The sequence below is a fragment of the Peredibacter sp. HCB2-198 genome, assembly GCF_045999315.1.
Taxonomy (GTDB): domain Bacteria; phylum Bdellovibrionota; class Bacteriovoracia; order Bacteriovoracales; family Bacteriovoracaceae; genus Peredibacter.
In genome coordinates this window covers 3,070,303-3,093,981 of record NZ_CP174607.1, presented here as the reverse complement: position 1 = coordinate 3,093,981, position 23,679 = coordinate 3,070,303, and the positions used below count along the sequence as shown (strand labels likewise).

The 23,679-nt window shown below is 43.4% G+C and carries 26 protein-coding genes; 12 read left to right on the top strand and 14 right to left on the bottom strand.

Annotated elements, in window-relative coordinates; translation table 11 throughout:
• Nucleotides 1–40 precede the first annotated feature (40 nt).
• From ACJVC5_RS15665 to ACJVC5_RS15640, 6 genes are all read left to right on the top strand, one after another.
• The gene (locus ACJVC5_RS15665) at nucleotides 41–610 is read left to right on the top strand and encodes a hypothetical protein (RefSeq protein WP_408096477.1); all 570 of its coding nucleotides are present in this window, start codon (nucleotides 41–43) and stop codon (nucleotides 608–610) included.
• Nucleotides 607–1,542, top strand: a complete 936-nt coding sequence (locus ACJVC5_RS15660) for a tyrosine-type recombinase/integrase (protein ID WP_408096476.1) — start codon at nucleotides 607–609, stop codon at nucleotides 1,540–1,542. Before ACJVC5_RS15665 ends, ACJVC5_RS15660 begins: the two co-directional genes overlap by 4 nt.
• A gap of 71 nt (nucleotides 1,543–1,613) precedes the next feature.
• Nucleotides 1,614–1,934, top strand: a complete 321-nt coding sequence (locus ACJVC5_RS15655; protein ID WP_408096475.1) for a hypothetical protein — start codon at nucleotides 1,614–1,616, stop codon at nucleotides 1,932–1,934.
• Nucleotides 1,935–2,003: 69 nt separating this feature from the next.
• Entirely contained in the window at nucleotides 2,004–2,291 is a 288-nt protein-coding gene (locus ACJVC5_RS15650; protein ID WP_408096474.1) for a hypothetical protein, read from the top strand.
• A 2-nt stretch (nucleotides 2,292–2,293) separates the two neighbouring features.
• Nucleotides 2,294–2,599 carry a hypothetical protein gene (locus tag ACJVC5_RS15645; RefSeq protein ID WP_408096473.1) on the top strand — a complete coding sequence of 102 codons (306 nt, stop codon included), beginning with the start codon at nucleotides 2,294–2,296 and terminating at the stop codon, nucleotides 2,597–2,599.
• A 95-nt stretch (nucleotides 2,600–2,694) separates the two neighbouring features.
• Nucleotides 2,695–3,423 (top strand): ADP-ribosyltransferase, encoded by a 729-nt coding sequence (locus ACJVC5_RS15640; RefSeq protein WP_408096472.1) that lies wholly within the window; start codon nucleotides 2,695–2,697, stop codon nucleotides 3,421–3,423.
• A 20-nt stretch (nucleotides 3,424–3,443) separates the two neighbouring features.
• On the opposite strand, the gene ACJVC5_RS15635 is transcribed toward ACJVC5_RS15640, so the two are convergent.
• The 3 genes from ACJVC5_RS15635 to ACJVC5_RS15625 form a co-directional block, all read right to left on the bottom strand.
• A complete protein-coding gene (locus ACJVC5_RS15635; protein WP_408096471.1) occupies nucleotides 3,444–3,710 on the bottom strand; it encodes a hypothetical protein in 267 nt (88 codons plus the stop codon).
• Nucleotides 3,711–3,797: 87 nt separating this feature from the next.
• Complete coding sequence (locus ACJVC5_RS15630) at nucleotides 3,798–4,001, bottom strand: hypothetical protein (RefSeq protein WP_408096470.1); 204 nt, start codon at nucleotides 3,999–4,001, stop codon at nucleotides 3,798–3,800.
• Between the two features lie 84 nt (nucleotides 4,002–4,085).
• Nucleotides 4,086–4,316, bottom strand: coding sequence for a hypothetical protein (locus ACJVC5_RS15625; protein ID WP_408096469.1), 231 nt, complete (start codon nucleotides 4,314–4,316; stop codon nucleotides 4,086–4,088).
• A 198-nt stretch (nucleotides 4,317–4,514) separates the two neighbouring features.
• Here ACJVC5_RS15625 and ACJVC5_RS15620 point away from each other — a divergent pair, with 198 nt between their 5' ends.
• Genes ACJVC5_RS15620 through ACJVC5_RS15610 form a run of 3 tightly spaced genes read left to right on the top strand, consistent with a single transcriptional unit; the run spans nucleotide 4,515 to nucleotide 8,127 of the window.
• A complete protein-coding gene (locus tag ACJVC5_RS15620; RefSeq protein WP_408096468.1) occupies nucleotides 4,515–5,438 on the top strand; it encodes an AAA family ATPase in 924 nt (307 codons plus the stop codon).
• Nucleotides 5,435–6,265: a DUF58 domain-containing protein gene (locus ACJVC5_RS15615; RefSeq protein WP_408096467.1), complete on the top strand. Its 831-nt coding sequence runs from the start codon at nucleotides 5,435–5,437 to the stop codon at nucleotides 6,263–6,265. Before ACJVC5_RS15620 ends, ACJVC5_RS15615 begins: the two co-directional genes overlap by 4 nt.
• On the top strand, nucleotides 6,259–8,127 hold the full coding sequence (locus tag ACJVC5_RS15610; protein ID WP_408096466.1) for a transglutaminaseTgpA domain-containing protein: 1,869 nt from the start codon (nucleotides 6,259–6,261) through the stop codon (nucleotides 8,125–8,127). Before ACJVC5_RS15615 ends, ACJVC5_RS15610 begins: the two co-directional genes overlap by 7 nt.
• Here the strand turns inward: ACJVC5_RS15610 and ACJVC5_RS15605 are convergent.
• The 4 genes from ACJVC5_RS15605 to ACJVC5_RS15590 are packed head-to-tail and all read right to left on the bottom strand — an operon-like array spanning nucleotide 8,124 to nucleotide 11,094.
• Entirely contained in the window at nucleotides 8,124–8,318 is a 195-nt protein-coding gene (locus tag ACJVC5_RS15605) for a hypothetical protein (RefSeq protein ID WP_408096465.1), read from the bottom strand. The genes ACJVC5_RS15610 and ACJVC5_RS15605 overlap by 4 nt on opposite strands.
• 37 nt (nucleotides 8,319–8,355) lie before the next feature.
• Nucleotides 8,356–9,990 carry a hypothetical protein gene (locus ACJVC5_RS15600; protein ID WP_408096464.1) on the bottom strand — a complete coding sequence of 545 codons (1,635 nt, stop codon included), beginning with the start codon at nucleotides 9,988–9,990 and terminating at the stop codon, nucleotides 8,356–8,358.
• 38 nt (nucleotides 9,991–10,028) lie between these two features.
• Nucleotides 10,029–10,697: a tRNA (adenine(22)-N(1))-methyltransferase TrmK gene (locus ACJVC5_RS15595; RefSeq protein WP_408096463.1), complete on the bottom strand. Its 669-nt coding sequence runs from the start codon at nucleotides 10,695–10,697 to the stop codon at nucleotides 10,029–10,031.
• Complete coding sequence (locus tag ACJVC5_RS15590; protein WP_408096462.1) at nucleotides 10,669–11,094, bottom strand: hypothetical protein; 426 nt, start codon at nucleotides 11,092–11,094, stop codon at nucleotides 10,669–10,671. The genes ACJVC5_RS15595 and ACJVC5_RS15590 overlap by 29 nt, the downstream gene beginning before the upstream one ends.
• 148 nt (nucleotides 11,095–11,242) lie before the next feature.
• Between ACJVC5_RS15590 and ACJVC5_RS15585 the strand changes: the two genes are divergently transcribed.
• Both ACJVC5_RS15585 and ACJVC5_RS15580 read left to right on the top strand, forming a co-directional pair.
• Nucleotides 11,243–12,523 carry a polysaccharide deacetylase family protein gene (locus tag ACJVC5_RS15585; protein ID WP_408096461.1) on the top strand — a complete coding sequence of 427 codons (1,281 nt, stop codon included), beginning with the start codon at nucleotides 11,243–11,245 and terminating at the stop codon, nucleotides 12,521–12,523.
• A complete protein-coding gene (locus ACJVC5_RS15580) occupies nucleotides 12,508–13,029 on the top strand; it encodes a hypothetical protein (RefSeq protein ID WP_408096460.1) in 522 nt (173 codons plus the stop codon). The genes ACJVC5_RS15585 and ACJVC5_RS15580 overlap by 16 nt, the downstream gene beginning before the upstream one ends.
• Here the strand turns inward: ACJVC5_RS15580 and ACJVC5_RS15575 are convergent.
• Complete coding sequence (locus tag ACJVC5_RS15575) at nucleotides 13,004–13,792, bottom strand: pyrroline-5-carboxylate reductase family protein (protein WP_408096459.1); 789 nt, start codon at nucleotides 13,790–13,792, stop codon at nucleotides 13,004–13,006. The genes ACJVC5_RS15580 and ACJVC5_RS15575 overlap by 26 nt on opposite strands.
• Nucleotides 13,789–17,943, bottom strand: a complete 4,155-nt coding sequence (locus ACJVC5_RS15570) for a proline dehydrogenase family protein (RefSeq protein WP_408096458.1) — start codon at nucleotides 17,941–17,943, stop codon at nucleotides 13,789–13,791. The genes ACJVC5_RS15575 and ACJVC5_RS15570 overlap by 4 nt, the downstream gene beginning before the upstream one ends.
• Before the next feature lie 77 nt (nucleotides 17,944–18,020).
• Between ACJVC5_RS15570 and ACJVC5_RS15565 the strand changes: the two genes are divergently transcribed.
• Nucleotides 18,021–19,157, top strand: a complete 1,137-nt coding sequence (locus ACJVC5_RS15565; protein WP_408096457.1) for a hypothetical protein — start codon at nucleotides 18,021–18,023, stop codon at nucleotides 19,155–19,157.
• On the opposite strand, the gene ACJVC5_RS15560 is transcribed toward ACJVC5_RS15565, so the two are convergent.
• The 5 genes from ACJVC5_RS15560 to ACJVC5_RS15540 form a co-directional block, all read right to left on the bottom strand.
• The gene (locus tag ACJVC5_RS15560; protein ID WP_408096456.1) at nucleotides 19,154–19,897 is read right to left on the bottom strand and encodes a M35 family metallo-endopeptidase; all 744 of its coding nucleotides are present in this window, start codon (nucleotides 19,895–19,897) and stop codon (nucleotides 19,154–19,156) included. The genes ACJVC5_RS15565 and ACJVC5_RS15560 overlap by 4 nt on opposite strands.
• 117 nt (nucleotides 19,898–20,014) lie before the next feature.
• The gene (locus ACJVC5_RS15555) at nucleotides 20,015–21,724 is read right to left on the bottom strand and encodes an ABC transporter substrate-binding protein (protein ID WP_408096455.1); all 1,710 of its coding nucleotides are present in this window, start codon (nucleotides 21,722–21,724) and stop codon (nucleotides 20,015–20,017) included.
• A 250-nt stretch (nucleotides 21,725–21,974) separates the two neighbouring features.
• Nucleotides 21,975–22,415, bottom strand: coding sequence for an SWIB/MDM2 domain-containing protein (locus ACJVC5_RS15550; protein WP_408096454.1), 441 nt, complete (start codon nucleotides 22,413–22,415; stop codon nucleotides 21,975–21,977).
• A gap of 54 nt (nucleotides 22,416–22,469) precedes the next feature.
• The gene (locus ACJVC5_RS15545; RefSeq protein WP_408096453.1) at nucleotides 22,470–22,922 is read right to left on the bottom strand and encodes a hypothetical protein; all 453 of its coding nucleotides are present in this window, start codon (nucleotides 22,920–22,922) and stop codon (nucleotides 22,470–22,472) included.
• A gap of 82 nt (nucleotides 22,923–23,004) precedes the next feature.
• Entirely contained in the window at nucleotides 23,005–23,661 is a 657-nt protein-coding gene (locus ACJVC5_RS15540; RefSeq protein ID WP_408096452.1) for a hypothetical protein, read from the bottom strand.
• Nucleotides 23,662–23,679 lie beyond the last annotated feature (18 nt).

Genomic DNA, 23,679 nt, shown 5'->3' with positions numbered 1-23,679 from the left:
TTTTTGTTCTGTGGAAATAGGGCATGTAGGGAGTTCAAAAATGGGCAGTGAATCGGTTTTAAAAAGGCTTTTGCAAAAGAAGCCTGAGGCAATGGCGGCAGAACCCATCGTAAAACATTTTGTTGAATCGAAACCCGCACCGGCCTTCAAAAAGAAAGCTGAAAGAAAACCTGGGCGCCCCACGAAGGATGAATCAAAGAAGGCACGCAATTTCACCCTGTGTCTGGCACCGGAATTTTTAAAGTTCCTGGACAGCATGGTGGTTAAAGACACCAAGATCCAGGGCCGAGGCCGCAAGATCCGTTTTATTATTGAGCGTTTTATCGAACACGAAAAACGCAGCCTTGGGCACATGCGAGTCCTGAAAGAGTCCTTAAAGACCGTTCAATTGGAACTTAAAAGCTTTGAGGGGAGAGTTAAGAAGGGTGAAAAGCTTGAACTTACGATCAAAGAAAGGGCCACGATTACGAAGACCGTAGATCAGGTCATGCTCCTGCTTAAAGTTTTAAACTACACGCCAAAGACCCTGCAGAAGATGCTTCCCCGTGAGGACTGGGCCCTACTCTCGTTTTGTCTGGATTGGAATTCTAATAAAAGAGTTGTTCTATGAATCTCGAAGTCTTTAGTGATTTTAAACTCACCAAATCTGGCCGTGTTGATCGGAACAAACTCTATTACGGCTTCATCCATAACTTCAGTTCTGAACACACCCGTGATGCTTATACGCGGGACCTCCGAAAATTTCTGGGATTCTTGCAGGATCATTTTCGCTTTATTGATGAGACTCGTGTTGAGCATGCCCATGTCGTGGCATTCAAAGATCTTTTACTTAAAGAAGATTATTCACCACGCAGTGTGAACCGGATTCTTGCGACCCTTTGGTCATTTTATGATTACTTGATGGATTTGGATTTAATTGAAAAAAATCCAGTAGCGAGAGTTAAGCGATTCAGCATTCCCAAGGAAGTGAAGACCCAGGATCTCTCTGATGAGGAAGTGGTTCATCTCCTGGCCGCAATCAACACTGATCTTCCATCAGGAAAACTTCATAAGGCCATTCTCACATTGTTCTTCACCACTGGTATGCGCCACCGTGAGGTCTCACATCTGCAGTTTAAAAACCTCGATGAACAAAATGGTTTCACCGTGGTTAAGTATTTCGCCAAAGGTCACCGTGAAATGATCACACCTCTAAATCCGAAGGCAGAAGCCGCACTTTCCGAATATCTTCAGTGGGCCGAATCCGCCGGATATTCGATGACCCAGGATGATTACATTTTCCGAGGTACAAAAAATAATGTGAATCGCCCTCTTGATCCCAAGACTCTTAATTACATCATCAAGAGATACGCTAAGATGATTGGCGTTAGGGGAGACATTACCATTCACTCGGCCCGTTCTACTGTCATTGGTATGTTATTAGATAAGGGACATGCTCTGGAAAGAGTGGCCGATTTTGTGGGCCACCGAGATATCTCCATGACGAAGGCCTATAATAAGAGAAGACAAAAAATTCATCAGTCTCTGAGTTTGGATTTATAATTGACTTAATCTCCTCTTAAATTGCATTGAATTTTCCACCATTTCAAAATGTGTTTAGGGAGTTCTTGCAGATGAAATTCTTTTTGATTCTTGTTATTTTGATGGGATGTTCAGCCTCTCATGTCACTAAACCCAAAGTGCCTGAGCATGCTCCTGAAAATTACCGACCAGTTGGAATGGTAAAATACTTAAATGAAGGTCTTTCCTATGTCAGAGAGCAAAGACGTGAAGATGCTTTTAAAGAAATGAGTGAGGCTTGTAACGGAAAATATAAAGTATTAGAGGAAGGGGAGAGACCAGATAATTTCACTTTAAGTACTTATAATCCGGCCGTTAAAAGCATTGATACTTATAAAAGTAACTACTGGTATATCAGCTATTCCTGCGAATAATTGACTTTATTCCCTCTTAAATTGATTTAGAATTTCCCGCATAACAAAATGAACTTAAGGAGCACTCTTATGAAGTACCTTTTATCACTTTTGTTATTATCCACTTCAGCTTTTGCCGTGAAAAAATTCAATGTTATTGAAGAAGTCCGAGATATTGATGTTGATGAAAGTCGCCAGGAACTCATTATTTCATTCTGGGGCAATGGCAAAGTATTTCGAATTTCTGAAGGGGACGCGGTAGCACCTTGTTTAAAAAATGCTTACGAAGCACAAATGCAGGTGAAACTGACGTTCGAGGAAAATGCAGATGATATAAAAGGCTGCAAACTGGTCAGTCCATCAGCTCCAGTGAGGTAATTATGAAATACTTAATTCTAGGTCTTTTTATTTCAGGAGCGGCCTTCGCTCGAGATCCTTATGGAACAGACTTTGTGAGAACCATTACATTTGATGATACTTACAAAGAAATGACAGTGAAATTCTTGGAAGACAAGCATGGCGTGTATACCGTTGCTGAAGACAGTCGCGCAGGAAAATGTATCAGGAATGCATACCGTGGGAACGTAAAAGTGAAACTTCATTATTCAGATGATGGGAAGCAAATTGAGAACTGCGAAATGATTCCCGTGATTCCTGAAAATGCAGTTGGTAATCAGCAGATTTAGAGAAATGTACACCTGGGAAATTTCTCTAGGACAGAGGAATATGTAAAATTTTCAATTTATATGCTTAAATTTGAGTTTATTGATTAATTTAGGCCATGAAATTTCTATTAATCTTGGCCCTTTTTTCATTCTCTTCATTTGCTCAAATTTACCGTCATCATCCGGACATCATTGCTAAATGGATTGGGTCTTATGACGAGGCAATTCGCCAGAACAGGCCTGCACAATCTTGGACCAATGATGAGTGGAACGGCTATTACATGTCTTATCCAGACCCAACTTCATTTACTAAACAGCAGCAAGAAATTGTATGGGACTATAAAACAACCGAGTACACAGGAATTAATCAAGGTTTAAGAACTGGGAATCCGGAACTTCTGTCAAAGTATGCGAAACACATCAATGCAATGGATGCTTTGATGAGAACGATCAAACCTATTCCTGCTCCCATTGTCGTGTATCGTGGCGAAAGGCGAACTATATTTAAGGAAAACCAATATTGTTTATATCTAGGCTATACCAGCACAACAACAGGCACGGAAAGAGGCGAGATGTTTGGCCTTGGTGGAACCTACATAATGATTCAATTACCAAACAGGCTTAAAGCTCTTCGAGTAAGTGTCGTGTTACCTGCAAGGCAACCACCAAATCATACTGACACAGAAGAAGAATTGATTCTTCCACGAAATGCCTGGATACGGATAACAGATGTTAGAATTGATTCGAACCCAAGAGCACTGACTCGAATGAAGGTAAAGGCCATATTTGGAGTAAGACCACCGACGACATGTAATCTTGATCCTGAAACTCAGTGCTGTAAGTAAAGATAAGTGACTGGTGGACTTTATTTAACGAACGTCCGCCAGTTTTTCATTTCATAACCAGAATCTAAAAGAAATTTCGTCACATAACCACGGCAAGATTTCAGGAAATAGTTCTCTTGAATTTGCCCGTTAGAAATGATCCGTGGTTTGCAGGGAATCTGGGCAAAATTCTTATCCATATTTTGCTGGAGAGTCTGGTTCGTTAGAACCAGGGAAATCTCATTGGGATAAGTTTTGTTAAATTCTAATGTGGCGATATCGGCCGCCATTAAGGGTCCAGAAGCCATAGAAAAGGTGATTAAGAACACCTTAAGAAGCCTGAAACTGTGTGCACGATAAGAAAGATTATCGTGCATCGCGTTAAGTAAATTCAATTAGATATCCAAATGAACCAGTCTTTTGAACTCATCCTGGGTCATCTTACCGTCCAGTATCGCCATCTTTGAAACGACCAAGGCCTTCTCATATTGGGCCTTCTGTTCTACCGGAACCAACGTTAAATCAATGTGCCTTTCATCGTTTACGCCGTTGTTTTTTACTGCTGTTTTCAATAGCTCAATCGCCTGTTCCAATTCCATTTAAACTCTCCAAAAACGAATAAAGGTTTCTCCATGTTTTTATCATGGGAGAAACCTTTAATTCAATGAATGTAATGTGAAAAATTAAGCGGCTTTTGGCGCCGGGATAGCTTCGTCGATCAGTTGAGAAATCGTATCTTCAGAAAGCCCGTCATATTGAGCGGCCTTGCAGATAACTCTAAGTTTTGCATTTAGCTTACCTAGATCCATCCTGGTTTTATGATCAGTTTCACTCTCAAGAATGGCCTCGTGGATCAGGTCACGGTACTGGCCAACCAGTGCCTCTTGGAAATTTTCTAGGTTTCTAACGTTCAAACGTGCCTCCCGTGTTAGTCAGCCAACAATGCGCTGATGGACCATTTTATCGGCAGGTATGCTTATAACTGTAGTTAAAACATCAGGTATTTTAGGGATTCAATAAGATAGGGGACTTATCCCTGCAAACTTCCTCCCCTCATAACCCCCCTATTTTTTATTCTCTGACAATTATCCGGGGCATGTTACGATTTCTTCATGTCAAAAAATCTAGATAACTTCTTATTCCAAGGTGAAAGCTTTCTCCCTGGAAATAAGGTTCAGTTGCGCCTTGGTCTCATGGCCCTTCTTCTTAATAGAAACGTCTTAATTGAAGACGTGCCGGGCATGGGTAAGACCACACTGGTGAAATTCTTTGCCAAGGCCACAGGTCTGGATTTTCGGCGTATTCAATTTACCAGCGACTTATTGCCGTCCGATATCCTGGGAGTTTCCATCTTTCATAAAGAATCGGAGAGATTCATCTTTAAGCCAGGTCCCATTTTTGGAGAATTAATTCTCGCGGATGAGCTCAATCGCGGAACTCCGAAAACTCAAAGTGCATTACTCCAGGCCATGGAAGAAAAACATGTGACCGTGGATGGGGTAGCTCATCAATTACCAGAAAGATTCTGTTTATTTGCCACTCAAAATCCAAGAGGGCAGTATGGCACCTATCCCCTACCGGAATCCCAACTAGATCGCTTTCTTTTTAAGTTCTCCATGGGGCACTTATCTAAGTCTGAGGAGATGGAACTTCTAACAACGGGCCCTCGTTTAGAAAAACTGGATGGGTTATCTCCATTCGTGACTTCTCAGGAACTTAAAAAATGGGAAGTTGAAATTCGGGCCGTGACTGTATCACCAACTTTGCTCGAATATCTCACGGATGTGCTGCAAGCATCTCGTAAAAAAGATGATATGTGGGGTCTCAGTCCTCGTGCGGGCCTTGATCTCTTAGAAGCTGCTCGTGCATGGGCGTATTTTGAAAATAGAAATTTCGTCGTTCCGGATGATATTCAAAATGTATTCCCTTATGTGTCCGGACATCGCATGTTTTCCCAGCATTCATTAACTGCCAATATGGAGTTTATGAGGGCCCGTGAATTCATCAACACTGTGGCCTTCGTTAAAGACAAATGAAGAAAGAACGGATTTACATCCTTCCGACCCGCATGGGTGGCTATTTAAATGGCCTGATCTTTCTTATGTTTTTACTCTCGGTTGGTTACAGCAATAATCTCTTACTGATTTTTACGCTGTTTTTATTCGGATTAAATCTTATCTGGGTGATTCAGACCCATTTTCATTTGCATGGTTTAAAATTTGGAAGCGTGCAAGTCACGGACAATTTTGCAGAAGATCTGACTGTAGTGAGTATCCATTGGAAAAAGGTCCCGGAAGGACCGCTCAGTTGGGATCTTTTATTAGATAAAATTCCCGTGAAGGCCTTTCATAACACCAAAGAACGCTCAGATGCTCATTTGATCTTTCCTAAACGTGGCGTTTATCAATTCGCGAAATTAAAAGTTTCAACATCACAACCATTTGGTCTTTATCGCGCGTGGATTACATTTAATGTGGATGTCACTGCATACGCATATCCCGTGAAAGCAAAAGACCTGGGCGCTCTACCATCAACGCCGTCCCATACTGAGGGTGAAATTTCGACCTTAAACAAGGGTCCCCATGATGCTTGGAACCTGGGTCCTTATCAAGGCGAAGAATCACGCAAAATTAGTTGGAAACATTACGCCCGTTCTGGAGAGTTAGTCGTTAAAGAAGGCGAAGAACTCCAGGAGGCCGAAGTTAAATTTGAACTTCATGGGCCCACTGAAGGACAATTATCACAATTAGCGACTCAGCTCGTTTATTGTTCTGAAAAATCCATTCCATTTTCCCTAAAAACACCATCTGGTAAAACTGAGCATCAACTTCGTGAGTGCTTGAAGGAACTCGCGAAATGTTAAAAGAAGATATTCGCCAGAATTTAGTGCTGATGGTTTTTGCGGGACTCATGTACGAAGTCCTCACGCCGGCCACCATGATCTTTGTGATTGGTGGAATTCTGGCCGTTTCATTTGGCATTAAGACGTCAAAACTCGTAAGAAATTTACTCGCACTTGGTGTATTTGCATCTTACTGGATCAGCTACGGAAAAATCATTGATCCGGAAGTAGGGCTAAACTTTCTAACTTCCATCATCGTTTTAAAGATTCTTGAGAAAGATTCTGATCGTGACCGATACATGATCTTCTTTGGATTATTGCTTCTCATTTCGGCCGGCTCATTATTTGAGAAGACACTCACCTATGTTTTGTTCTTTGGTGTGAGTTTCATGATTCTTATCCGAGATTTCTATTCGTTCCTGGGCCAGAAATGGCGCTTAAAAGATCTAGGGAAGGCAGTGATTTGGGTCCTCCCCCTCACCTTTTTTATGTTCTTTTCTGTTCCTCGCCTGTTAAATCCTATCCCTCTCCAGGGAGGACAAACCGGACCAGGGGAGATTGGCTATACCCCTGACGTGAATATCTCTCAAATTGAGTCCCTTGAAGGAAACAATTCACCGGCCTTTCAGGTTTTGACTAATAGACCCCTCAATCAAGAGGCCCTGTATTGGCGTGGTAATACGCTCATCTCAAATGACGGTTGGAACTGGAATCTCGCCAGTATTGAACGTGGCGAACCCAGACGAATAAATGCGTTCGATGTTCATGCGGGTGAGTTGAAGCAAACTTTCAGGCTGTATAAACGTTCGGATTATTTCTTCGCCTTGGACGCACCGGTGGCACTTAGTTTTGGGAAGGACATTTTTGAACTTCCTCAAATGAAGACCATGACTCAAAGACGTTGGCAGTGGATTCCACGTTATGAAGTCATTAGTCGAGCTGAGAGGCCCTCTGAAACTTTAGAACACATGGGCCAGTACCTTAGTCTTCCTTTACCGAGGAAAACTAAGTCGTGGATCCAGGATAATTTTAAAGGGGCCGATATCAAAGAACTTGGTCGCAATATTCAGCGCTATTTTTATGATAAAGGTTTTAGCTATTCTTTGAGCCCAGGCAAGAGTTCTTCTTTTGAGGAATTCATGCAGACCAAGAAAGTGGGACTTTGTTCTCATTACGCTTCGGCGGTGGCGATCATTTTGAGGGCGAATGGAATTCCGACCCGTCTGGTATCAGGCTTTATGGGTGGAACTTATAATCAGTTTGCAGATTTTTATCTCGTGACTCAAAACGATGCCCATGTGTGGGTTGAGGCCTTTGAAAATAATCGTTGGCAACGCCTGGATCCAACAGAATGGATCGCTCCCGACCGTGTGAAACTTGGCGGAGACGCCTTCATGCAGTCAGTGAGAAATGGTGTTTATCAGAAGAACCGCTATGTCCGGATGCCGAGAATCTTTCAGGACATGAAGCAATGGTTTGGCCAATGGGATTTCCTATTTTATACATGGCTTGAGCAAGTGGATTATTACACTCAAGACGCCTGGCTTTCTCGTTATAAGTTTAAACGTCAGTGGCTCTTTTCGATTATTCCCATCATGCTCGTGGTTTTTATGGGTCTTTATTCCTGGTATTTGTATTACTTGAAAAAGAAAGAAAAGGAATCGGATTATCAGGTATTGTGGAGAGAGTTTTATCAGAAGATGCACAAGCGTGGTCTTACGCTATCGACGACATCGCTTATCGAGGCCGAAATTACCATTCGAAATTCACAAATGAAGGACAAAGAAAAAGTTCTGGGAATCTGGCCCGATCTGATTAAAGAAACTTTTGCGGGCCCGCAGGGTCCAAGTTCTGAACTCCGGAAACGTATTCGGAATCTCTAATCTACGACCTTAAAATCGGCGTTAATGACGTTTCCGGCCTGGGTCTGTTCTGCGGTCTTCTGACGGCGTAAAAGGTCTTCATGGGCCTTTAATTGAGCGTCCTGGATCTGCTTCATGGTTCTATACATCTGTATAAAGCGACGGATGAAATAAATCAGGAAAAAAACAAAGATAATTTTTAATAATCTCATGGAGAAAACATAGACCCGTGAGGATTAAAAGGCAAGGTTAAGTCTCCCCTTCGGTTTCCGGCTCTTTTGATTCTGCGCTAATGGACTCGTTTTCAAGTTTTTCTTGCAGTTTTGCTTCGTTTAATTTCTTAAATTCTTCTGTTTCTGCATTCACCTGAGCATCATGGTCACGGAAGAAAATCGAATTTACGTAGCGGCGAAGTTCTTTCTTGTCATCTTCGCCCATGCAATGAATGAGGCCATGATATTCCGGAACTTTTCCCTGGTTTTTTGTGAGCTGAACGTTCACATACATGTCCACCGGTGTGGTTAAATGAAGATTTGAGCCCACGACTAAGGGAATGTCGGTTTGAAAAATCATGTCGGATTCGGAGAGTTTAACGATCTTAATTGGAATCATGATTTCGCTGATAGAGGCCGAATTGGTTTTCTTAATATAAACTCTTCTTTCACTTTTCTTCGGGGTCGTTACCGGCATGCTGGCCATTTTTTTCTCAAAAATGTCCGCCATACGCACGAGCAGATCCACCGACATTTCTCCATTTACGGCCATGATATTGGCGTACTGAAGATTGTCCTGACATTGTTTCGACGAAAATTCAGAGTTAAAAATAATGATAAATGGACTTATGTCAGAGAACTTGTTTTTGATCGCATTCACCAAATGATCAAGTGCCTGTTGTGTGTTCTTAGGATTGTCTTTTTCTTTTTTATCTATGGCAAAAGCAATCACTTGAGGTTGAAATCTGTCCAGTTCAAGCCCCACGTCCTGGAGAAATGGCACGCAACGAATGGTATAAGGATGCTTATCCGTGCGTTGTTGATCTTGATAAAATTTAAATTCACCATCTACCACAAGGACTTTCGCACGCTTTTCAAAGGATCGGGACATATTATCGTCAATCCAGCGGGACAAAAGCTTATGGTGGTATTGAATAAGATCTTCTCTCTCAGTTTTTTTCTCAGCAATGGTAGCCTCATCCATGCCTTCTGGTGGCAAGAACTCATCAATAAACATGAATTCCGCGTCCACTGCGTACTTAAATTGGTAAAAAAGATTCATGGACGTGATGTTATTGATGGTCACGGTCTTCGAGGGAACAGTTTTCTTCTGGGCCCAATGGTGATTTAAAACAATCTTAGAGCCCTTGGTGAGCTTGTAATCAGTTTCAAAATGAATGCCTTCATTATGGATGTAACCAATCTTAACCGGAATGCCGGCCTCTAGATCTTCTTTTAATCCTGCGGTCGCAAATCCGTGGGACATTTGCCCAGGAGAAATTAAACTCATGACATCGAAAACCACATCAAAAGATTCAGCACTTTTAATGTGAGTAAGATTCACTCCGGTTGCGACGGATTCCATTAACACTTCTGGCGGCGAAAGATAATCCACCAGACCCACTGTGATCATGGAATGCTCAAGTGGTGTGCGGGCAATGATACGGGCCAGGTGTAAGTAGTCTTGCGTGTTTTTTGAAAAATCTATGAAGATACCGGCCGGACGAGTTTTGTAGATTGTGAGAAACAATGATTGAATCTTCTTCTCATCAGTCGCGTAAACTTTCTTCAGATCGTAGGCCAAGCGGCAATGAAGCCTCATCTCCCCTTGTAGTGTCTTGAAGTAGGCCTCGTCATCACCAAAATAGTAAAACAAAAGGTTCCCTGCCATACATTAAGTATAGCACTTTTTTTATTGATGGGTTGTTTTCAGCTATTTAGCGATTTAAGGAAAGAAATGTACTGCCTAGATGCCACATCCTGGTGGAGGTCAAAGTGTTTCAGTTGGTGAATTCGGTACTCCCTGCCCGTCTCAGAAGTCCAAAGTTTCTCTCCATAAAGAGGAATGAGACCGGATTTTTCACTCTTAGCGAGCACCATAATTTGGTAGTATTGCCCATCTTCCTTCAGAACTTCTTCATGTAAAAGGTCCAGATTCATTGAATGTAGCAGTACTCGCAACTCTAGAATCTTACGATGTGGTGAGATGACTAGGCGGTCGTTTGAGGTCAGCTGGGGAATGAGATTCTGAATAATCTCGCCTATCTCTTTTCCTCCCATACCAGCAATAAAGATGCAGTTAGAATTCGGGTCTAGTTTTACAGCTTGGCCTGGTTGGTGATGGATAAATAATTTGGGGCTCGAAATATACGTAGCTTTAAACTTATCTTTTAATGTCTTTATGACGAGATCCGATGGATCTACCAAGTGAACTGCTTTTACATGCTCATGATTCAGGAAAGAAAGCCCCAGGAGTCCATGGTCACAACCAATGTCCCAGATGCTTGTTTCGTTTTGATATTGATGATGAAGGGTTGAAAGCCTGAGAGAGAGTGAGCTGTCCCCTACTCTAGAAGAATTCGTCGTAGTTCTGTCCATATTGCTTGTCGAGGGCCTCAGTAAAAAACTTTCTCACAAAATACTGGCCGGCACGAACAGTTTCGATAAATCCAAACTTCTCTAAGTTTCTTAGATACTGCCCTAGTTCTTCAGGAGTGATTCCTAGAATTGTACAGAGGTCAGAATAAGAATTTAAGGGCCCAATCCCGTGAGACTTATAGAGATTAGGGCGGCACCAAACCTGGCGGTAAAGATACATCAAAAGGGAGATTTCGGAACGATTCAATTTGAATTTTTGAAGGATCTCATCAAAAAAGACATCGGGGATCTCAGAGCTAGAGGCCACGGCAGAGGGACCGACTCCGGATTTTTCAACCTCGTCTTCGCGTCTCTTTTTGGAGTGAAATTGCGAAAGTACCGAACGTATATCTTCCATAGATCCTCCTTCCTTAAGTATCCACCAAGGACCCTCAATGTTCAAATAGATATCATTGAGGAGCAAATACTGCCTAAAAGTGACGGGGAAACTCAAGTTTTATCCATTTCTTCCGAATAGTTATCGTCAGGTATTCGTTGGAGAAGATATGCTGAAGTGGCCTTTTATACTTTCTTTAATGGTGATCACAAGCTGTGGTGGATTCAAGCTTTGGAACACTCAGAGTTCATCTCAGAAAAGAGAGATTGCTTCCCTTAGCATGCAACAACTTCTTCAAGAAGAGACCCAATCATTTAGCGCTGAAATCGACGAAAAACTTCTTTCTATCCACAGTTATTATGTGATCGCTCAAAGCAATCTGATTCAGTTTGATGAGGCGATTCCTGGAACGTCTTTGGAAGAGCTTTATCTCCAAGGGCCTTATCTGCGTTTAGTGGCCAGTCGTACCCAAATGGACGAAATTCAGGACGAGCTGAAAGAGCTTTGGGACTATCTTCATAAAAAGAAGGATCCAAAGATCAATATTCTTGAAGAGCGTATCAGAGAGTTTTCTATGCTCTCACCCCTTGCCACTCTGGCCATGGAAAACCTCGCCGCCTCTCTTCAACTTACACTACGAGAAGTGGCCCTGCCTTCTAAAAGCGAGATCAGAAAAGAATACGAGGAACAGGATCGCCGTAAAGAATTTCAAATCTACGAGCAAAACATTGAGCATCTTTCTCACTTAATGAAACTAAAAATCCGCTCAAGTACCATCCAGTTTGCGCCTCATGAAGGAAAAACCGGCAATATCACGGGCCAGGAATTCCCGGCCAAAGTATGGGCCATCACTTTTGATGACGGCCCGGACGCAACTGTTTCTCCCATCGTCCTTAAAAACCTTCAGGAAAAGAAGCTTAAGGCGACATTCTTTCAACTGGGCCAGAAAGTAGAGAAAGACACTAAGACCGCCAAACTTATCCGTGATGCGGGCATGGAAATCGCCTCTCACTCTTATTCGCACAAGCTTTTGACCACGGTGGGAACTTTGACTCTAGAAAAAGAGATCAAGCAGGCGACTCAAAACATAGAAAAGAAGCTCGATCTCGACATTAAGTATTTCCGTTTGCCTTACGGCATTGGGATCACCACACCCAACGTTCGGCAACAAATTGCTGATACAAACTTAATTCATGTGGTTTACAACATTGATACCCTTGACTGGCTGGCCCAAAGTCCAGATATGATAGTAAAGAGGGCAAAGGCCATGATGAGAAAGACTCCCCGAGACTCGGGTATTCTCCTTTTTCATGACACTAACCTTCGTACAGTACAGGCCTCAATTGAGCTCATGAATCATGTGTCTCAAGAAGGCAGAAGAGTTTGTACTGTTGGTGAAATCGTGACTCAAATGAATGAAGGTGTTGAGACCGTATGTCCAAAATTTTAGTGCTTATTCTGTTTATTCTTGTTGGTTGTTCCACTGTTAAAAAGGAGGAAGTTAAAGCTCCTCCGAAACCTGTGGCCCCTAAAGAATTTTCCCGCGGAGAACTGATCCTCGGAACTGAGCTTTTGACTAAAATTTTTGATGAGGAAATGGCGCCTTTATCTTGTGTTCCTGATCATGATGAAGCTTCCCTCCTCTTGCGCACGATCCGTCCAAGAATGGAAGTGGTTCAAGATGATATGGAGGCGATGCTGGACGATCCAAAAGAAGTGGATCAGCTGGTTAAGACCTGTGATCAAAACTGTACCTGTGGTTACGTGGATGAGCTTTTAAGAGAGCACCAGGTGACACTTTCTAAGAATCAAAGAAAAATCCTTAACGGTAAAAAAACCGATAAAGAACTCAACCGCTGCATGAGTTTTGTTCAAACCACATTCTGTGACAGTGATCTCTATAAGACATTGGATCAGGAAAAGGCCGATTTTAGCTTTGACGAAGAAGCGCCTTAATCTCTTCTGTGCGCTTTTTTCCAGCTTCGATTCCTTTTTTCACAAACTCTGAAAACCCCTGAGAGCGCCAGTTTTCAAGCACAGCAATGGTCACACCGGCCTTTGAAGTCACGGCGTCCGTCATTTCTGAGAGTGATTTTTTGGAAGATTTACCAGATTTTGCGGCCCCTAACAGCACCTGTCGAACAAGTTTTTCACGTTGCTCTTCTGACATGGACTCGAAAGAATGAGAAAGGTTTTTGGCGAATTCATAGAAGAAGGCCGGACCTGACCCCGTGAGAAGAGTCAGTTCATCTAACTCTGTTTCACTCACAATAAGGGCCGTTCCAAGTTTTGTGAAAAGGGCCTCAAAAGAACCCAAACGGGCCCGTGCCGATTCCGAACAAAGAAGACTCACACCCTCTCTGTATTCCACCGGAAGATTCGGCATCACACGGATGAGGTATTTGGCGTTAAGAACTCGCCGCTGCTCTTCTTCAGAGACAGCGGCAAGAATACTTACGAATAATGAATCTTTAAATTTTTCACCCAAGAGCTGTTTTAAATCAGGAAGCTGTTGAGGTTTACAGCCCACCAAAATCCAATCCGGAGTTTCGATGTTCTGAAGATCAGTGACAACTTTGGCGCCGATCTTAGCACTTAGATTCTTGGCCGATACACCAGAAGGAGAAAAGATCATCCAATTAGAAAGATCTTCCGAGGCCTTAAATCCAGTCAGGATCGCCTCAGTCATTTTTCCAGCGCCAAGAACTAGTACTCTCATGCGTTCAACTCCAGTGGTGCCCCATGTCTCATGGTATTAATCGCCAGAGAACGGGTCCATACAAACTGATCTAAAACCTGTGAAGGTTCAAGGGAAACCCCGTCAACTTCAGAGAGAATTAAGCGCATAGTTTCACTGAGAGATTTTCCTTCAAGCACACCTTTGTACAACAGATCACGGTACTGAACATAATGGCCAGCATAGATGAAGCTGTAGTGTGGCTCTTTTAAAAGCTCGCTAAGAGTTGTTTGCGACATAAAGGTGATGTCGATGTTGGTCTTCGAAAAGCCCGCTTTCCAAGCAAGATCGAGGATGCCTTTCCATGTCTTATAAGATTCCTCAGTAAGACAAGCGATAGAAACACCACAACCAAGGGCCAGAGCACCAAAGAGATAGTGCACAGACTTAAGACTTGGGCGGGCAGAAACAGTCACAAAAAGACCTGCATCTTTAATGATCGACTTATCGTTATAAGAGAGCTGTCCAGGAATCACAAAATTGAGGTGGTGGCCATTGAGGTACTCACCAAGATTTCCTTTGACCCAGTTCACGAAGCCCAGAAGCTGCGCTTTTTCCTTCTCATTCACTGTGCCCATGAAAAGTTCATACTGATCAATGAAGCCATTGGCGAAATGCTCGAAACGAGACACGCGGCCAGCAGTTGAAATAAGTGAAGGACGTGGAGTCATGAGAGCGTAACCGCTATCAGGGGCCCACTTCCCTTCATGAGGTTGAGTATCTTGTGCTGAAAGAATGAAGTGGAACTCCTTCACGTAATCTGTGCCACCGGCCTTAGGTCCAGTTCCAGAAAGTTTGAAACCGCCGAATGGCTCAATCGCCACACGCGCCCCAGTGTTCGGACGATTCACATAGATGTTACCTGCACGAAGGAAACGAAGAAGGAAATCAATGTCGTCCTGAGACTGAGAATAAATACCGCCGGTCAGGGCGTATTCAGTGCCGTTAAAGAGCTCAACCGCCTCAATCATAGACTCGTATTCAGTTAAGTGAATCACTGGCCCGAAGATCTCTCTTTGTGCCCAAGAATCTTTCTTGCGTGCCTGGAACGCAGGAAGTTCAAACAGCGCAGGTCCCACACAGAAGCCTGGAAGTTTTTCGAACGAGCGGTCAATCAGGATCTTACCCTGAGAGCGAATCGCTTCATCTTTTGCTTCTTCGATGGCCTTCTTCACGCGTTCTTGATCTTCACGAGTGATAAGAGGGTTAACGGCCGTAGATGGATCCAGGGCCTCACCAACTTTAAGGTCACGAATCGCCTGCATGAGACGGGCAACTAGAGCGTCTTTTACTTCTTTGTGAACAATCACACGAGAAGCGGCCGAACACTTCTGTCCAGAGTGACCGAAGGCCGCGTAAAGAATGCCTGAGATGGTTTCATCCAGCTCACAGTTATTGGTTACGATGATGGCGTTTTTACCACCCATCTCAGTGATCACTTTCTTCTGCATTGGAATCTGGTGATAGTAGTGCTGGATCGTTTCCTGGCCCGCATGACGGTAGATCCACTGGCCCACGCCTTTTGAACCCGTGAAAACAATTCCGGCCGTTTTTGGATGAGTCACAAGTGGCGCACCTACAACTTCACCATCACCTTGAATGAGGTGAAGGATTTCTTTTGGAACTCCGGCCTCAATAAGGATGTTATAAAGTTCAATCGCAATCAGCGGAGTTTGCTCAGCTGGCTTTAAGATAACTGCATTTCCGGCAACCAGAGGAGCAACTGTCATTCCACAAGGGATGGCCAATGGAAAGTTCCAAGGAGCAATCACTGTGATCACACCACGGTTGGTAAGTTTCTGATGACTTAATTGAAGAGAGATTTCCTGACGGGCATAGAAGTTAATGAAGTCAATCGCCTCATCAACATCGGCCAGGGCCTCAGTCATGGTCTTCCCTGCTTCATACATCATGAGAGCTGAAAGCGAGTTTCGCTTTAAAAGCATGATATCAGCGGCCTTAAGAAGCACAGACACGCGATAAAGAGCAAGCGACTGCTTGCTCCACCAGCTACTCATGAGGGCAGCTTCAGCTTCTTCAACAGTCTTAATTGCTTCAGAATTAGTACTCGCTTTATAAGTTCCAATCACCAGATCGGGACGAGAACTTGAAACAACTTTTGTTTCAGAAGAGTTCTTCCAGGTGTCTTGATTAGCGGCAATTTTAGTAGTGAGTTCATGAATGCTCTTCTCAAGCGCCTCGCGCTCATCTTTTAAGAAAAGACGAAGAGGTCTTGCTGGAGCGAAATCACTCTTAAGTTGAGTAATAAAACTATCGAATTGAATCGTGTGGGCCTTCTTCTTAGAAGCATGAACTTCCACTGGAGAAATAAGACCACTCGCCTTCTGGTGAGAGCGCATGATGGAAAGAACTCCCACTTGAGAAGAGTTTTCCATAATTCGGCGAACCAGATAGGCCATACCAACCAGAAGGTTTCCGATCGGCATATAGTTTCTTGTGGGCCATCCCATCTTTGCTAGACCATGAGAAAGGGCCTCGTATGTCATGTGAAGACACTGGTGCTCAATCACTGGAGCCTGAGGGAAACGCAGAGTTCTCATACTTTCAACGAACGCATGGTCTTGAAGGTTGTGAGATCCCACGGCCAGGTGAATGTGCTCGTGATTTTTAAGGGCAAGGTAAGCAAGCTGTCTGAAGTGAAGATCCGACTCTTCTTTGTTTAAGAATTGAGGCGGAGTGAATTGGTGGGCCTCACCTTCAATGGTTTCAGCGTCCCAATAAGCACCTTTTACAAGACGGATACGCATTGGATGCTTGCGCTTCTTCGCCAGCTCAACCACATCCATAAGGTGTTTTGAACCATCACGAAGATAGGCCTGAACTACGATACCAGTTTGGTCGTAGTTTTTTAGTTCTGGAGTTTCCAGAAGAACTTTCTCATAAATCGCCAGCACCAGATCACGGTAGTGATAGTGTTCAGCATCTACTTGGATGAAAACTTCCTCACGCTCGGCTTCTTGTAATATACGACGCAATCTTGGAGCAACTTTAGCATAAGTCGCCTCGAAAGCTTGCGGACGGAAATCATGTGACAGGGCCGAAACTTTAATGGAGACGTGTGCTTTAAGAATGCCCGCTTTGTTCTTCTCACCTTTTGGTACGTGCTGTTTTAGACCGTGAATAAGTTGAAGAACTTTTTCGAAATATTCATCTGCTTCTTTGGCAGAAACGACTAGTTCTCCAAGTTGATCAAGAGTCGCTTCACGATTTGTTTCACGAAGGTCACGAAGTGTGGCGTGAGAAGTATTGATACTCTCACCTGCGATAAAGCGTTTTGCCATCATACGAACCATATAACGAACAACTGCGGCCAGGATATTGGCCGGAAGCATTTGAGCAATATGGAAAGCGGCCCCGAATAAAATCGTAAGATAAAGCGGAAGCTGACGAGTCCCGCGCTTCTTCTCCATGGAGATGGCACGTGAATCTTCGCCCAAGCGACGTAAGCTCTCAAGGAGGTTGCGCTTCACTTCAGTCCCGTTCTTATCGTGATCCAAAGAAGGAAGAACCGCCAGGAACTTCAAAAGGTGTACGCGGATAAGATCATACTGGGCGGTAAGAGTCAGACCGTAGTCAGAAACTTTTTCGAAAGCACTTGAGTGGTAGTCGCCGACTTTCTTCACTAGTTGCTTCAGGATAACTTTCGCTTCGTCATCCACGTCTTTCCACTGCTCTTTGTTCCAGAACTGAGGAAGATTATTTTCAACTGAAACCCATTCAATTTCTGAAGGAAAGTTGGTGGGAGAAATGGTGCTGATTTTTTCGACATGCTCTTTAAGCGCAAAGAAAAGTTTTTCGATGTCCTGGTCAATCAAGACCGGATTCACTTCATGTAGCTTCAAAAGCGCAAGCTCACGTGAAAGGCGTCTCGTGCCGATGTAGATTGATTTTTCTTCGGGCCTTACTGCGCAAAGAAAAGGGAAAGCATTGATCACCACTTCACGACGGAAGCCGGAACCAAAACCTTTTTTCGTGACAAAACTAATAAGAACTTCAACCTCGGAGTGAAGATTTCCACCCGGGAAAAGAACTGAATCAAATTCTTCGTAGAAAGAAATTTGCCATTGACCAACAACCCGTTTTTTAACAACAGGAACACCTTTAAGATTCACAGGGCCTCCAAAAAAATGAATGTTCCAGTTATAACCAGAAATTGACGCCTTTACGAGAGACGGCCTAAAATAAATATATGCCTCAACTTTTATTATTCATGGCCTGTTTTTGGTCCACTTTTACGGTGGCGGAGACCTATTCCCTGGCGGACCTTGAGGTCCTGGCCAATGAGGGTTCCCATTACGAGTTTTTCCAGCATGCCTTGGATATCCGACCATCTGAACGTCAAGAGGCCTGGAAAACCATGGTTTCCAAGATGGGTGACCAGTACAGTCGGAGCGTTCTCAGTAAATCAGAAATTAACCGTAAGGATTTTCATAAGATCGAGTCTCTTTATGACTGGCCAAGTCTTAAATCTGACGACGTTTTTAAGGTTCGTCGCCAGGAAATCGGCCAGCGCTTCCTTCGAGCCTGCCTTAAAGGGGACAACCCTTGCTGGAACGACCTTAAGGCCTTTTGGGAAAAAGACAAAACTGATCCGGAGGTCTCGTTTAAGCTCGCCGAATTGACTTCCATCTACAAAGAGTCCCCTCTTTCTAGTTGGTCTTTTCTGGAAGTGGCCCTGAAAAGTAATTTGAGCGAATTCTACTGCAAAAAAGAGTTCGTGATGACGGCCCTGTGGGGAAAAATCGAAATCGACTATATTAAGCTGGGCCCTGAGGGTGACCTCATGACCAAGATTGATCACACCATTCATCCTGACTGTATGCCGTCTTTGATTTTAGAGGCCCGAAAACGGCTATTCTCCCCGCCGAAAATGCTGGATCGAGAACTCGCCTTTCAAATTCTCAAGTCCCAAACCAAGGCCGATTCGTTCATTCAGGACTTCTTCTACACGGTCTACCTCTTGGATAATCCTTCGCAGGGAGAACTCTTTAACTATTCCTGGAACCGCTTAAGAGAACTGGCCCAGAAAAGTAACCGTCGAGATGCGGTCATGAAGAAGATGCGTGAACTAGATCCTTTGCCGGATGGAATTCTTGCTTCTTTGGATGAAAGAAAAAAACGCGCGATCTTAAATCACTTTAAGATGTATTTTCCAGAGTATCTCAATTTTTACACTGATCAGTGCGTGCTCTTTTATGGTGGGAAAGGCAGTTTCCCGACTGGAAATCCGACCGTCAATTGTCAGCAGTTTATGGATTCGGAACTCGCCCCTTCGATCATTGATGATTTCAAGATCAAGCAGTACCAGGACGTGAGAAAGATCTAGTCCTTTCCTTCGCAGTCAAATCCAGGCAGGCAAAAGCCTTTAATGGCCCAAAACTCGTAAGAATCAGCGTTGGTAGCGGCAATATTCACGGTCTTGGTTTTCGGACTTTTCTTCCAGAGATGGAACTTTTTATTCACTTCTTTTGTGTCTTTCGGCACCCCAATGACGTAACCGGGATCACTGATATATTCATAGTCCCTGGTTCCGCAAAGGTGGCTGATTTCATGAATAATCACCGCTGACTTGTAATCATCTGGAGTGGCCCAATAATTTGAACAGAGATTCAAAAGATTTTTCTTCGCGAAGGGATTATAAAGCGTCACATAGGCCCTGGCACCCGTAGCACAGACTTTGCCACCATCATGACAAGTTATCCTGATGTCCTTCATTTTATCTTTAATACAAGCAAGCTTATTAGAAATTTGCTCGAGATCACTCGCTCTTTTTTGATCATTTTTTATTTCAGGACGGACGGAGTAATCATAAATTTCAAACTCCATCTTGAGGAGCATCGAATGAGCGGTATTAAAAATATTGACCGCTTCTTTTTCCTTGTCGGCACAATTCTCAACCTTGAAGCGCTTAAAATCGTCGATACAAAAGACCGTTGGTTCAATCGGCCCACCCAGGAGTTCCACGATATGTCTGGTCTCATCGCCCGCTTCGTATTGATAGACGGGGTCCTTAGCAGAAACCGATGTCACTAAAGTAAAACCTAGAATAAACAAGGCACCTTTCATAAATGTCGTATCGGAATGCTATGGAATGAACTTTAAAATGGGCCATGGGTTCTGCTTTTTTTGCTTTTAAATTCCTCCCCTTATAAAAAAGGCCCGGTTTTATCCGGGCCTAGTCACTTAGAATTTTGAAATTTCTTTCTTCTTCGCTTCAACATCAATACTTAGGTACTGATATTGAGAGTGGTTAAACTCCATGAAGTTGTAGTTACGAACCCATGGCATTGTCACAGTAAACTTGGTTCTGTGGAAACCGAAGATCCACGGAACGTCTTGAGAAACCATCTGGTTGATCTCGCGGTAAAGAGCGGATCTCTCAGGGCCATCTTGCATGATGGTTGCCTTCTTAAACATCTCATCAAACTTAGGGTTACAGTAGTTAGCACCGTTAGAACCCGGAGCTTGGTATGGACAGTACAATAGACCTAGGAAGTTTTCAGCATCCGGATAGTCCGCACCCCACGCCATGGTGTACATCTGGTGTTGTTTCTTTGAAACTTTGTTCACAAGTTCAGGCCATGTGTTTGTGCCGATCTTGATCTTGATACCAATTCTCGCCATACACTTCGCGAAGAATTCGATACCTTGACGAGCTTCTGTATCATTCACTGTTTGAACAGTTATTTCAGGGAAACCTTTACCATCTGGGTAGCCAGCTTCCTTCATCAGTTTCTTCGCCTGTTCAACGTCGAATTTTACCCATGGGTTTTCGAATTTCTCATCGTATCCGCCCATTCCAGGAGGGATCACACCCTGAGCAACCATCGCTGTGCTGTTATAGAAAAGACGGTTTGATTCAGCACGCTCGTAAGCGAGAGACATCGCACGACGAACACGCACGTCTTTGAACGTTTTATCTTCGTGGTTGAAAGCATAGAAAGTTACATCAAGCATTGGCATATAATCCAGCTTAACACCCTTGTCTTTCAACTCGCCTTTAAGCTCTTTATTGGGTCCTACAGTCTCTTCAAAGAAGTCTTTCGGAATGTTTGAGATATCAAGTTTTCCCTTCTTAAATTGAAGCCACTGAGGCTGAGATTCAAGAATGATATGAACCGTGATTTTATCTACACCAGGAACGCGCTGGCCTTTGCTTCCGTCTGCATTCGGAAAGTATTTTTCACGGTAGTTTGGGTTCTTGTGGTACACGATGGTGTTACTCTGCTCATACTTATTAAGAATGAAAGCACCAGTCCCAACCGGGTGGTTAATGAATTCATTACCGTAGTGGTTGACTGCTTCATGAGCAACGATGAAAGAGAAAGGCATCGCCATAGCGTAAAGAAGCTGTGGATAAGGTTTCTTCACTTTTACCTGAAGAGTGTAATCATCCAGGGCCTTAAGACCTGAAACTTCTTCTTCGTATTTACCCTTTCTATCGCGCCATTCATTTAGGCCTTCGATCTTATCATCATATAACCACCAACCGCGGCTGCGAACGTTCACATCCGCCAGACGCTTGATAGAATATACAACGTCAGAGGCCTTAAGCTCACGACCTTTACCATTTGGGAAGGCCGGATCATCTCTGAACATCACACCTTTCTTAATTTTGAAAGTGTATGTCAGACCGTCTTTTGAAACTTCTGGAAGGGCCTCTGCCAGATTTGGCATAAGCTCATAAGGACGCTTAACTGGGTGGAACTCATATAGACCTTCATACACTTTCCCCATTTCGGCAGAAGTGTACATATCGCCACCTAGGGCCGGATCAAAACCTGAAACCTTCATCACTGATAGAAGATTCAGTTCTTTTACGTCAGATACCTTGCTCTTAGTACAACCAACTAAAAGCAGAGTTACTAACGAAAGTGCTGCTAACAATTTCATCGTGAAACTCCTCAAAAAAATTTGAAGAAATCATCGCTAAATTTGTGGGAATTGGAAAGGAATTAAGGGCAGTAACTTTTGCCGATCGAGAGGCAAACGGATCCCACGACATACGATCAGCGCCGACTCTTTAGCATCGCCACGGGGCGCCCCGCTGCGACCGTCGGCATACCGGTCTCGCCCTTCGGGCTTCCTGACCATAAAAAAAGGGCCCCCGAAGGAGCCCTCATTTTAAGAATCTAATTAAAGACTACTTAAGGTGGTTAGAAACAAGTTTAGTCATTTCGAACATAGTAACTTGTTTTTTACCGCCGAATACAGCTTTTAGCTTATCGTCAGCGTTGATTGCACGACGGTTTTTAGCATCTTGAAGGTTGTTCTTCTTGATGTAAGCCCATACTTTCTTCATAACTTCTGTACGTGGAAGTGCAGAAGCACCTACGATTTCAGCAAGCTCTTTAGAAGGGTTAAGCGGCTTCATGAAAGCAGCATTTGGTTTACGAGCTGTTTTAGCTTTTTTAGGAGCAGCAGCTTTCTTAGCTGTAGCTTTTGGAGCAGCAGCTTTTTTAGCTGTAGCTTTTGGAGCAGCAGCTTTCTTAGCAGTAGCTTTCTTTGCAGTTGCTTTCTTAGGAGCAGCTTTCTTTGCAGTTGCTTTCTTAGGAGCAGCTTTCTTTGTTGTCTTCTTAGCCATAAAAATTCCTCCGTCTAAATTGGGAAATGTTTTCCCTTTGTTGTTATTGGCTTTCTATAGGACTTTTACCCATTCGATAATATTATTACTTACACCAAAAGCGTTTCCAGTTCTCTTATAGCCGTGACTTTCGTTCAGGGCGATCATACGGAAATTATCCACCGGACAGTAGTTCACTACTCTCCGAATCTGCTGCTTCTTAGCTTCTTCTTCGTAAAAATTCTTAATCTGATGGGAAAAACCATTCCCCTGGAAGGCCATCTTGATCGGAGTGTTCTTAGTAAAGAGAGTGTCCCCATCTTTTCTCATAAGAACCGCGGCCACGATCTCTTCATCTGTCGTAACAGAGAAAAGCTTCCATCCTGTCTTAACTTCTTTTTTTATGTTGTCTAATGTCCAAGAGAAATCTTGGGTATCAGTGAATGCTTGAATATCGAATTTAGAGAGGTTCACGACCTCTTCTTCCTTCTTTGCTTCTTTGAAAACTAACGGCTTGGTATCTTCCATTTTCTTCTTTTGAATAATTGTCTTAACAGCTCTTCTACCTATTGTAGTAATAAAAATTTCAATTTATCAAACAGATTTTTTTCTAAGCATCAGGAATAAAGTTCAAATTCTCCTCTTGGAACGCTTCCACCCCCAGGATATGCAGCTCTTCAAACAGGCTTTTTTCCCTCTGGGAGGAGTAAGGGGCATGGATATAAACCGTAAGATCTTCAACGTCAACCAGCTCTGGGCGAGGGAGATTTTGATATAATGTAAGAATTTCCGGAGAGTTTAAAAAGGCCTTAATCTCACGAATTTTATCCACCAATTTTAATCTATGAAAAGGTCCTTTTTCAGAGGAGAATTCATAAACTTTGGCCTCAGCATGCTTGGGCCACTGACGAATCCAAGTGAACACCTTTTTAAGCTCATTTTCCTCAGAATCTGTCATCCCTTCAAAGGCGGCCTCTGAGTTTCTATCTCGTAAAAAGGCCTCGCACTCACGGATGGAAAGGTTGTCTATACTGGTGATTGGTTTTCCAATCAAAAGGCTGGCCATAGATTCAAAAATAATTTTTTGAATGTCCCCCAGCTCTCCGTAAAATGACAAATTTTTGACGATGTTTCCTTCCCAATCCAGCTCTACCCAGAGGACAAGGCCATCACCAGGGAACCTTTTCATGAGGGGAGACAACTCACCTTTAATATATTTTGGGTTCGCGAGAACCTTCTTGGCACGTTCAGAATTTATCTTTAACACTACTCTTCCTCCTACTCA

What these genes read in the sequence shown, in the direction of transcription:
- ACJVC5_RS15665 (WP_408096477.1), top strand. Translation starts at nt 41, where the DNA reads ATGGGCAGTGAATCGGTTTTAAAAAGGCTTTTGCAAAAGAAGCCTGAG.
- ACJVC5_RS15660 (WP_408096476.1), top strand. Translation starts at nt 607, where the DNA reads ATGAATCTCGAAGTCTTTAGTGATTTTAAACTCACCAAATCTGGCCGT.
- ACJVC5_RS15655 (WP_408096475.1), top strand. Translation starts at nt 1,614, where the DNA reads ATGAAATTCTTTTTGATTCTTGTTATTTTGATGGGATGTTCAGCCTCT.
- ACJVC5_RS15650 (WP_408096474.1), top strand. Translation starts at nt 2,004, where the DNA reads ATGAAGTACCTTTTATCACTTTTGTTATTATCCACTTCAGCTTTTGCC.
- ACJVC5_RS15645 (WP_408096473.1), top strand. Translation starts at nt 2,294, where the DNA reads ATGAAATACTTAATTCTAGGTCTTTTTATTTCAGGAGCGGCCTTCGCT.
- ACJVC5_RS15640 (WP_408096472.1), top strand. Translation starts at nt 2,695, where the DNA reads ATGAAATTTCTATTAATCTTGGCCCTTTTTTCATTCTCTTCATTTGCT.
- ACJVC5_RS15635 (WP_408096471.1), bottom strand. Translation starts at nt 3,710, where the DNA reads ATGGCTTCTGGACCCTTAATGGCGGCCGATATCGCCACATTAGAATTT.
- ACJVC5_RS15630 (WP_408096470.1), bottom strand. Translation starts at nt 4,001, where the DNA reads ATGGAATTGGAACAGGCGATTGAGCTATTGAAAACAGCAGTAAAAAAC.
- ACJVC5_RS15620 (WP_408096468.1), top strand. Translation starts at nt 4,515, where the DNA reads ATGTCAAAAAATCTAGATAACTTCTTATTCCAAGGTGAAAGCTTTCTC.
- ACJVC5_RS15615 (WP_408096467.1), top strand. Translation starts at nt 5,435, where the DNA reads ATGAAGAAAGAACGGATTTACATCCTTCCGACCCGCATGGGTGGCTAT.
- ACJVC5_RS15610 (WP_408096466.1), top strand. Translation starts at nt 6,259, where the DNA reads ATGTTAAAAGAAGATATTCGCCAGAATTTAGTGCTGATGGTTTTTGCG.
- ACJVC5_RS15605 (WP_408096465.1), bottom strand. Translation starts at nt 8,318, where the DNA reads ATGAGATTATTAAAAATTATCTTTGTTTTTTTCCTGATTTATTTCATC.
- ACJVC5_RS15600 (WP_408096464.1), bottom strand. Translation starts at nt 9,990, where the DNA reads ATGGCAGGGAACCTTTTGTTTTACTATTTTGGTGATGACGAGGCCTAC.
- ACJVC5_RS15595 (WP_408096463.1), bottom strand. Translation starts at nt 10,697, where the DNA reads ATGGACAGAACTACGACGAATTCTTCTAGAGTAGGGGACAGCTCACTC.
- ACJVC5_RS15590 (WP_408096462.1), bottom strand. Translation starts at nt 11,094, where the DNA reads ATGGAAGATATACGTTCGGTACTTTCGCAATTTCACTCCAAAAAGAGA.
- ACJVC5_RS15585 (WP_408096461.1), top strand. Translation starts at nt 11,243, where the DNA reads ATGCTGAAGTGGCCTTTTATACTTTCTTTAATGGTGATCACAAGCTGT.
- ACJVC5_RS15580 (WP_408096460.1), top strand. Translation starts at nt 12,508, where the DNA reads ATGTCCAAAATTTTAGTGCTTATTCTGTTTATTCTTGTTGGTTGTTCC.
- ACJVC5_RS15575 (WP_408096459.1), bottom strand. Translation starts at nt 13,792, where the DNA reads ATGAGAGTACTAGTTCTTGGCGCTGGAAAAATGACTGAGGCGATCCTG.
- ACJVC5_RS15565 (WP_408096457.1), top strand. Translation starts at nt 18,021, where the DNA reads ATGCCTCAACTTTTATTATTCATGGCCTGTTTTTGGTCCACTTTTACG.
- ACJVC5_RS15560 (WP_408096456.1), bottom strand. Translation starts at nt 19,897, where the DNA reads ATGAAAGGTGCCTTGTTTATTCTAGGTTTTACTTTAGTGACATCGGTT.
- ACJVC5_RS15555 (WP_408096455.1), bottom strand. Translation starts at nt 21,724, where the DNA reads ATGAAATTGTTAGCAGCACTTTCGTTAGTAACTCTGCTTTTAGTTGGT.
- ACJVC5_RS15550 (WP_408096454.1), bottom strand. Translation starts at nt 22,415, where the DNA reads ATGGCTAAGAAGACAACAAAGAAAGCTGCTCCTAAGAAAGCAACTGCA.
- ACJVC5_RS15545 (WP_408096453.1), bottom strand. Translation starts at nt 22,922, where the DNA reads ATGGAAGATACCAAGCCGTTAGTTTTCAAAGAAGCAAAGAAGGAAGAA.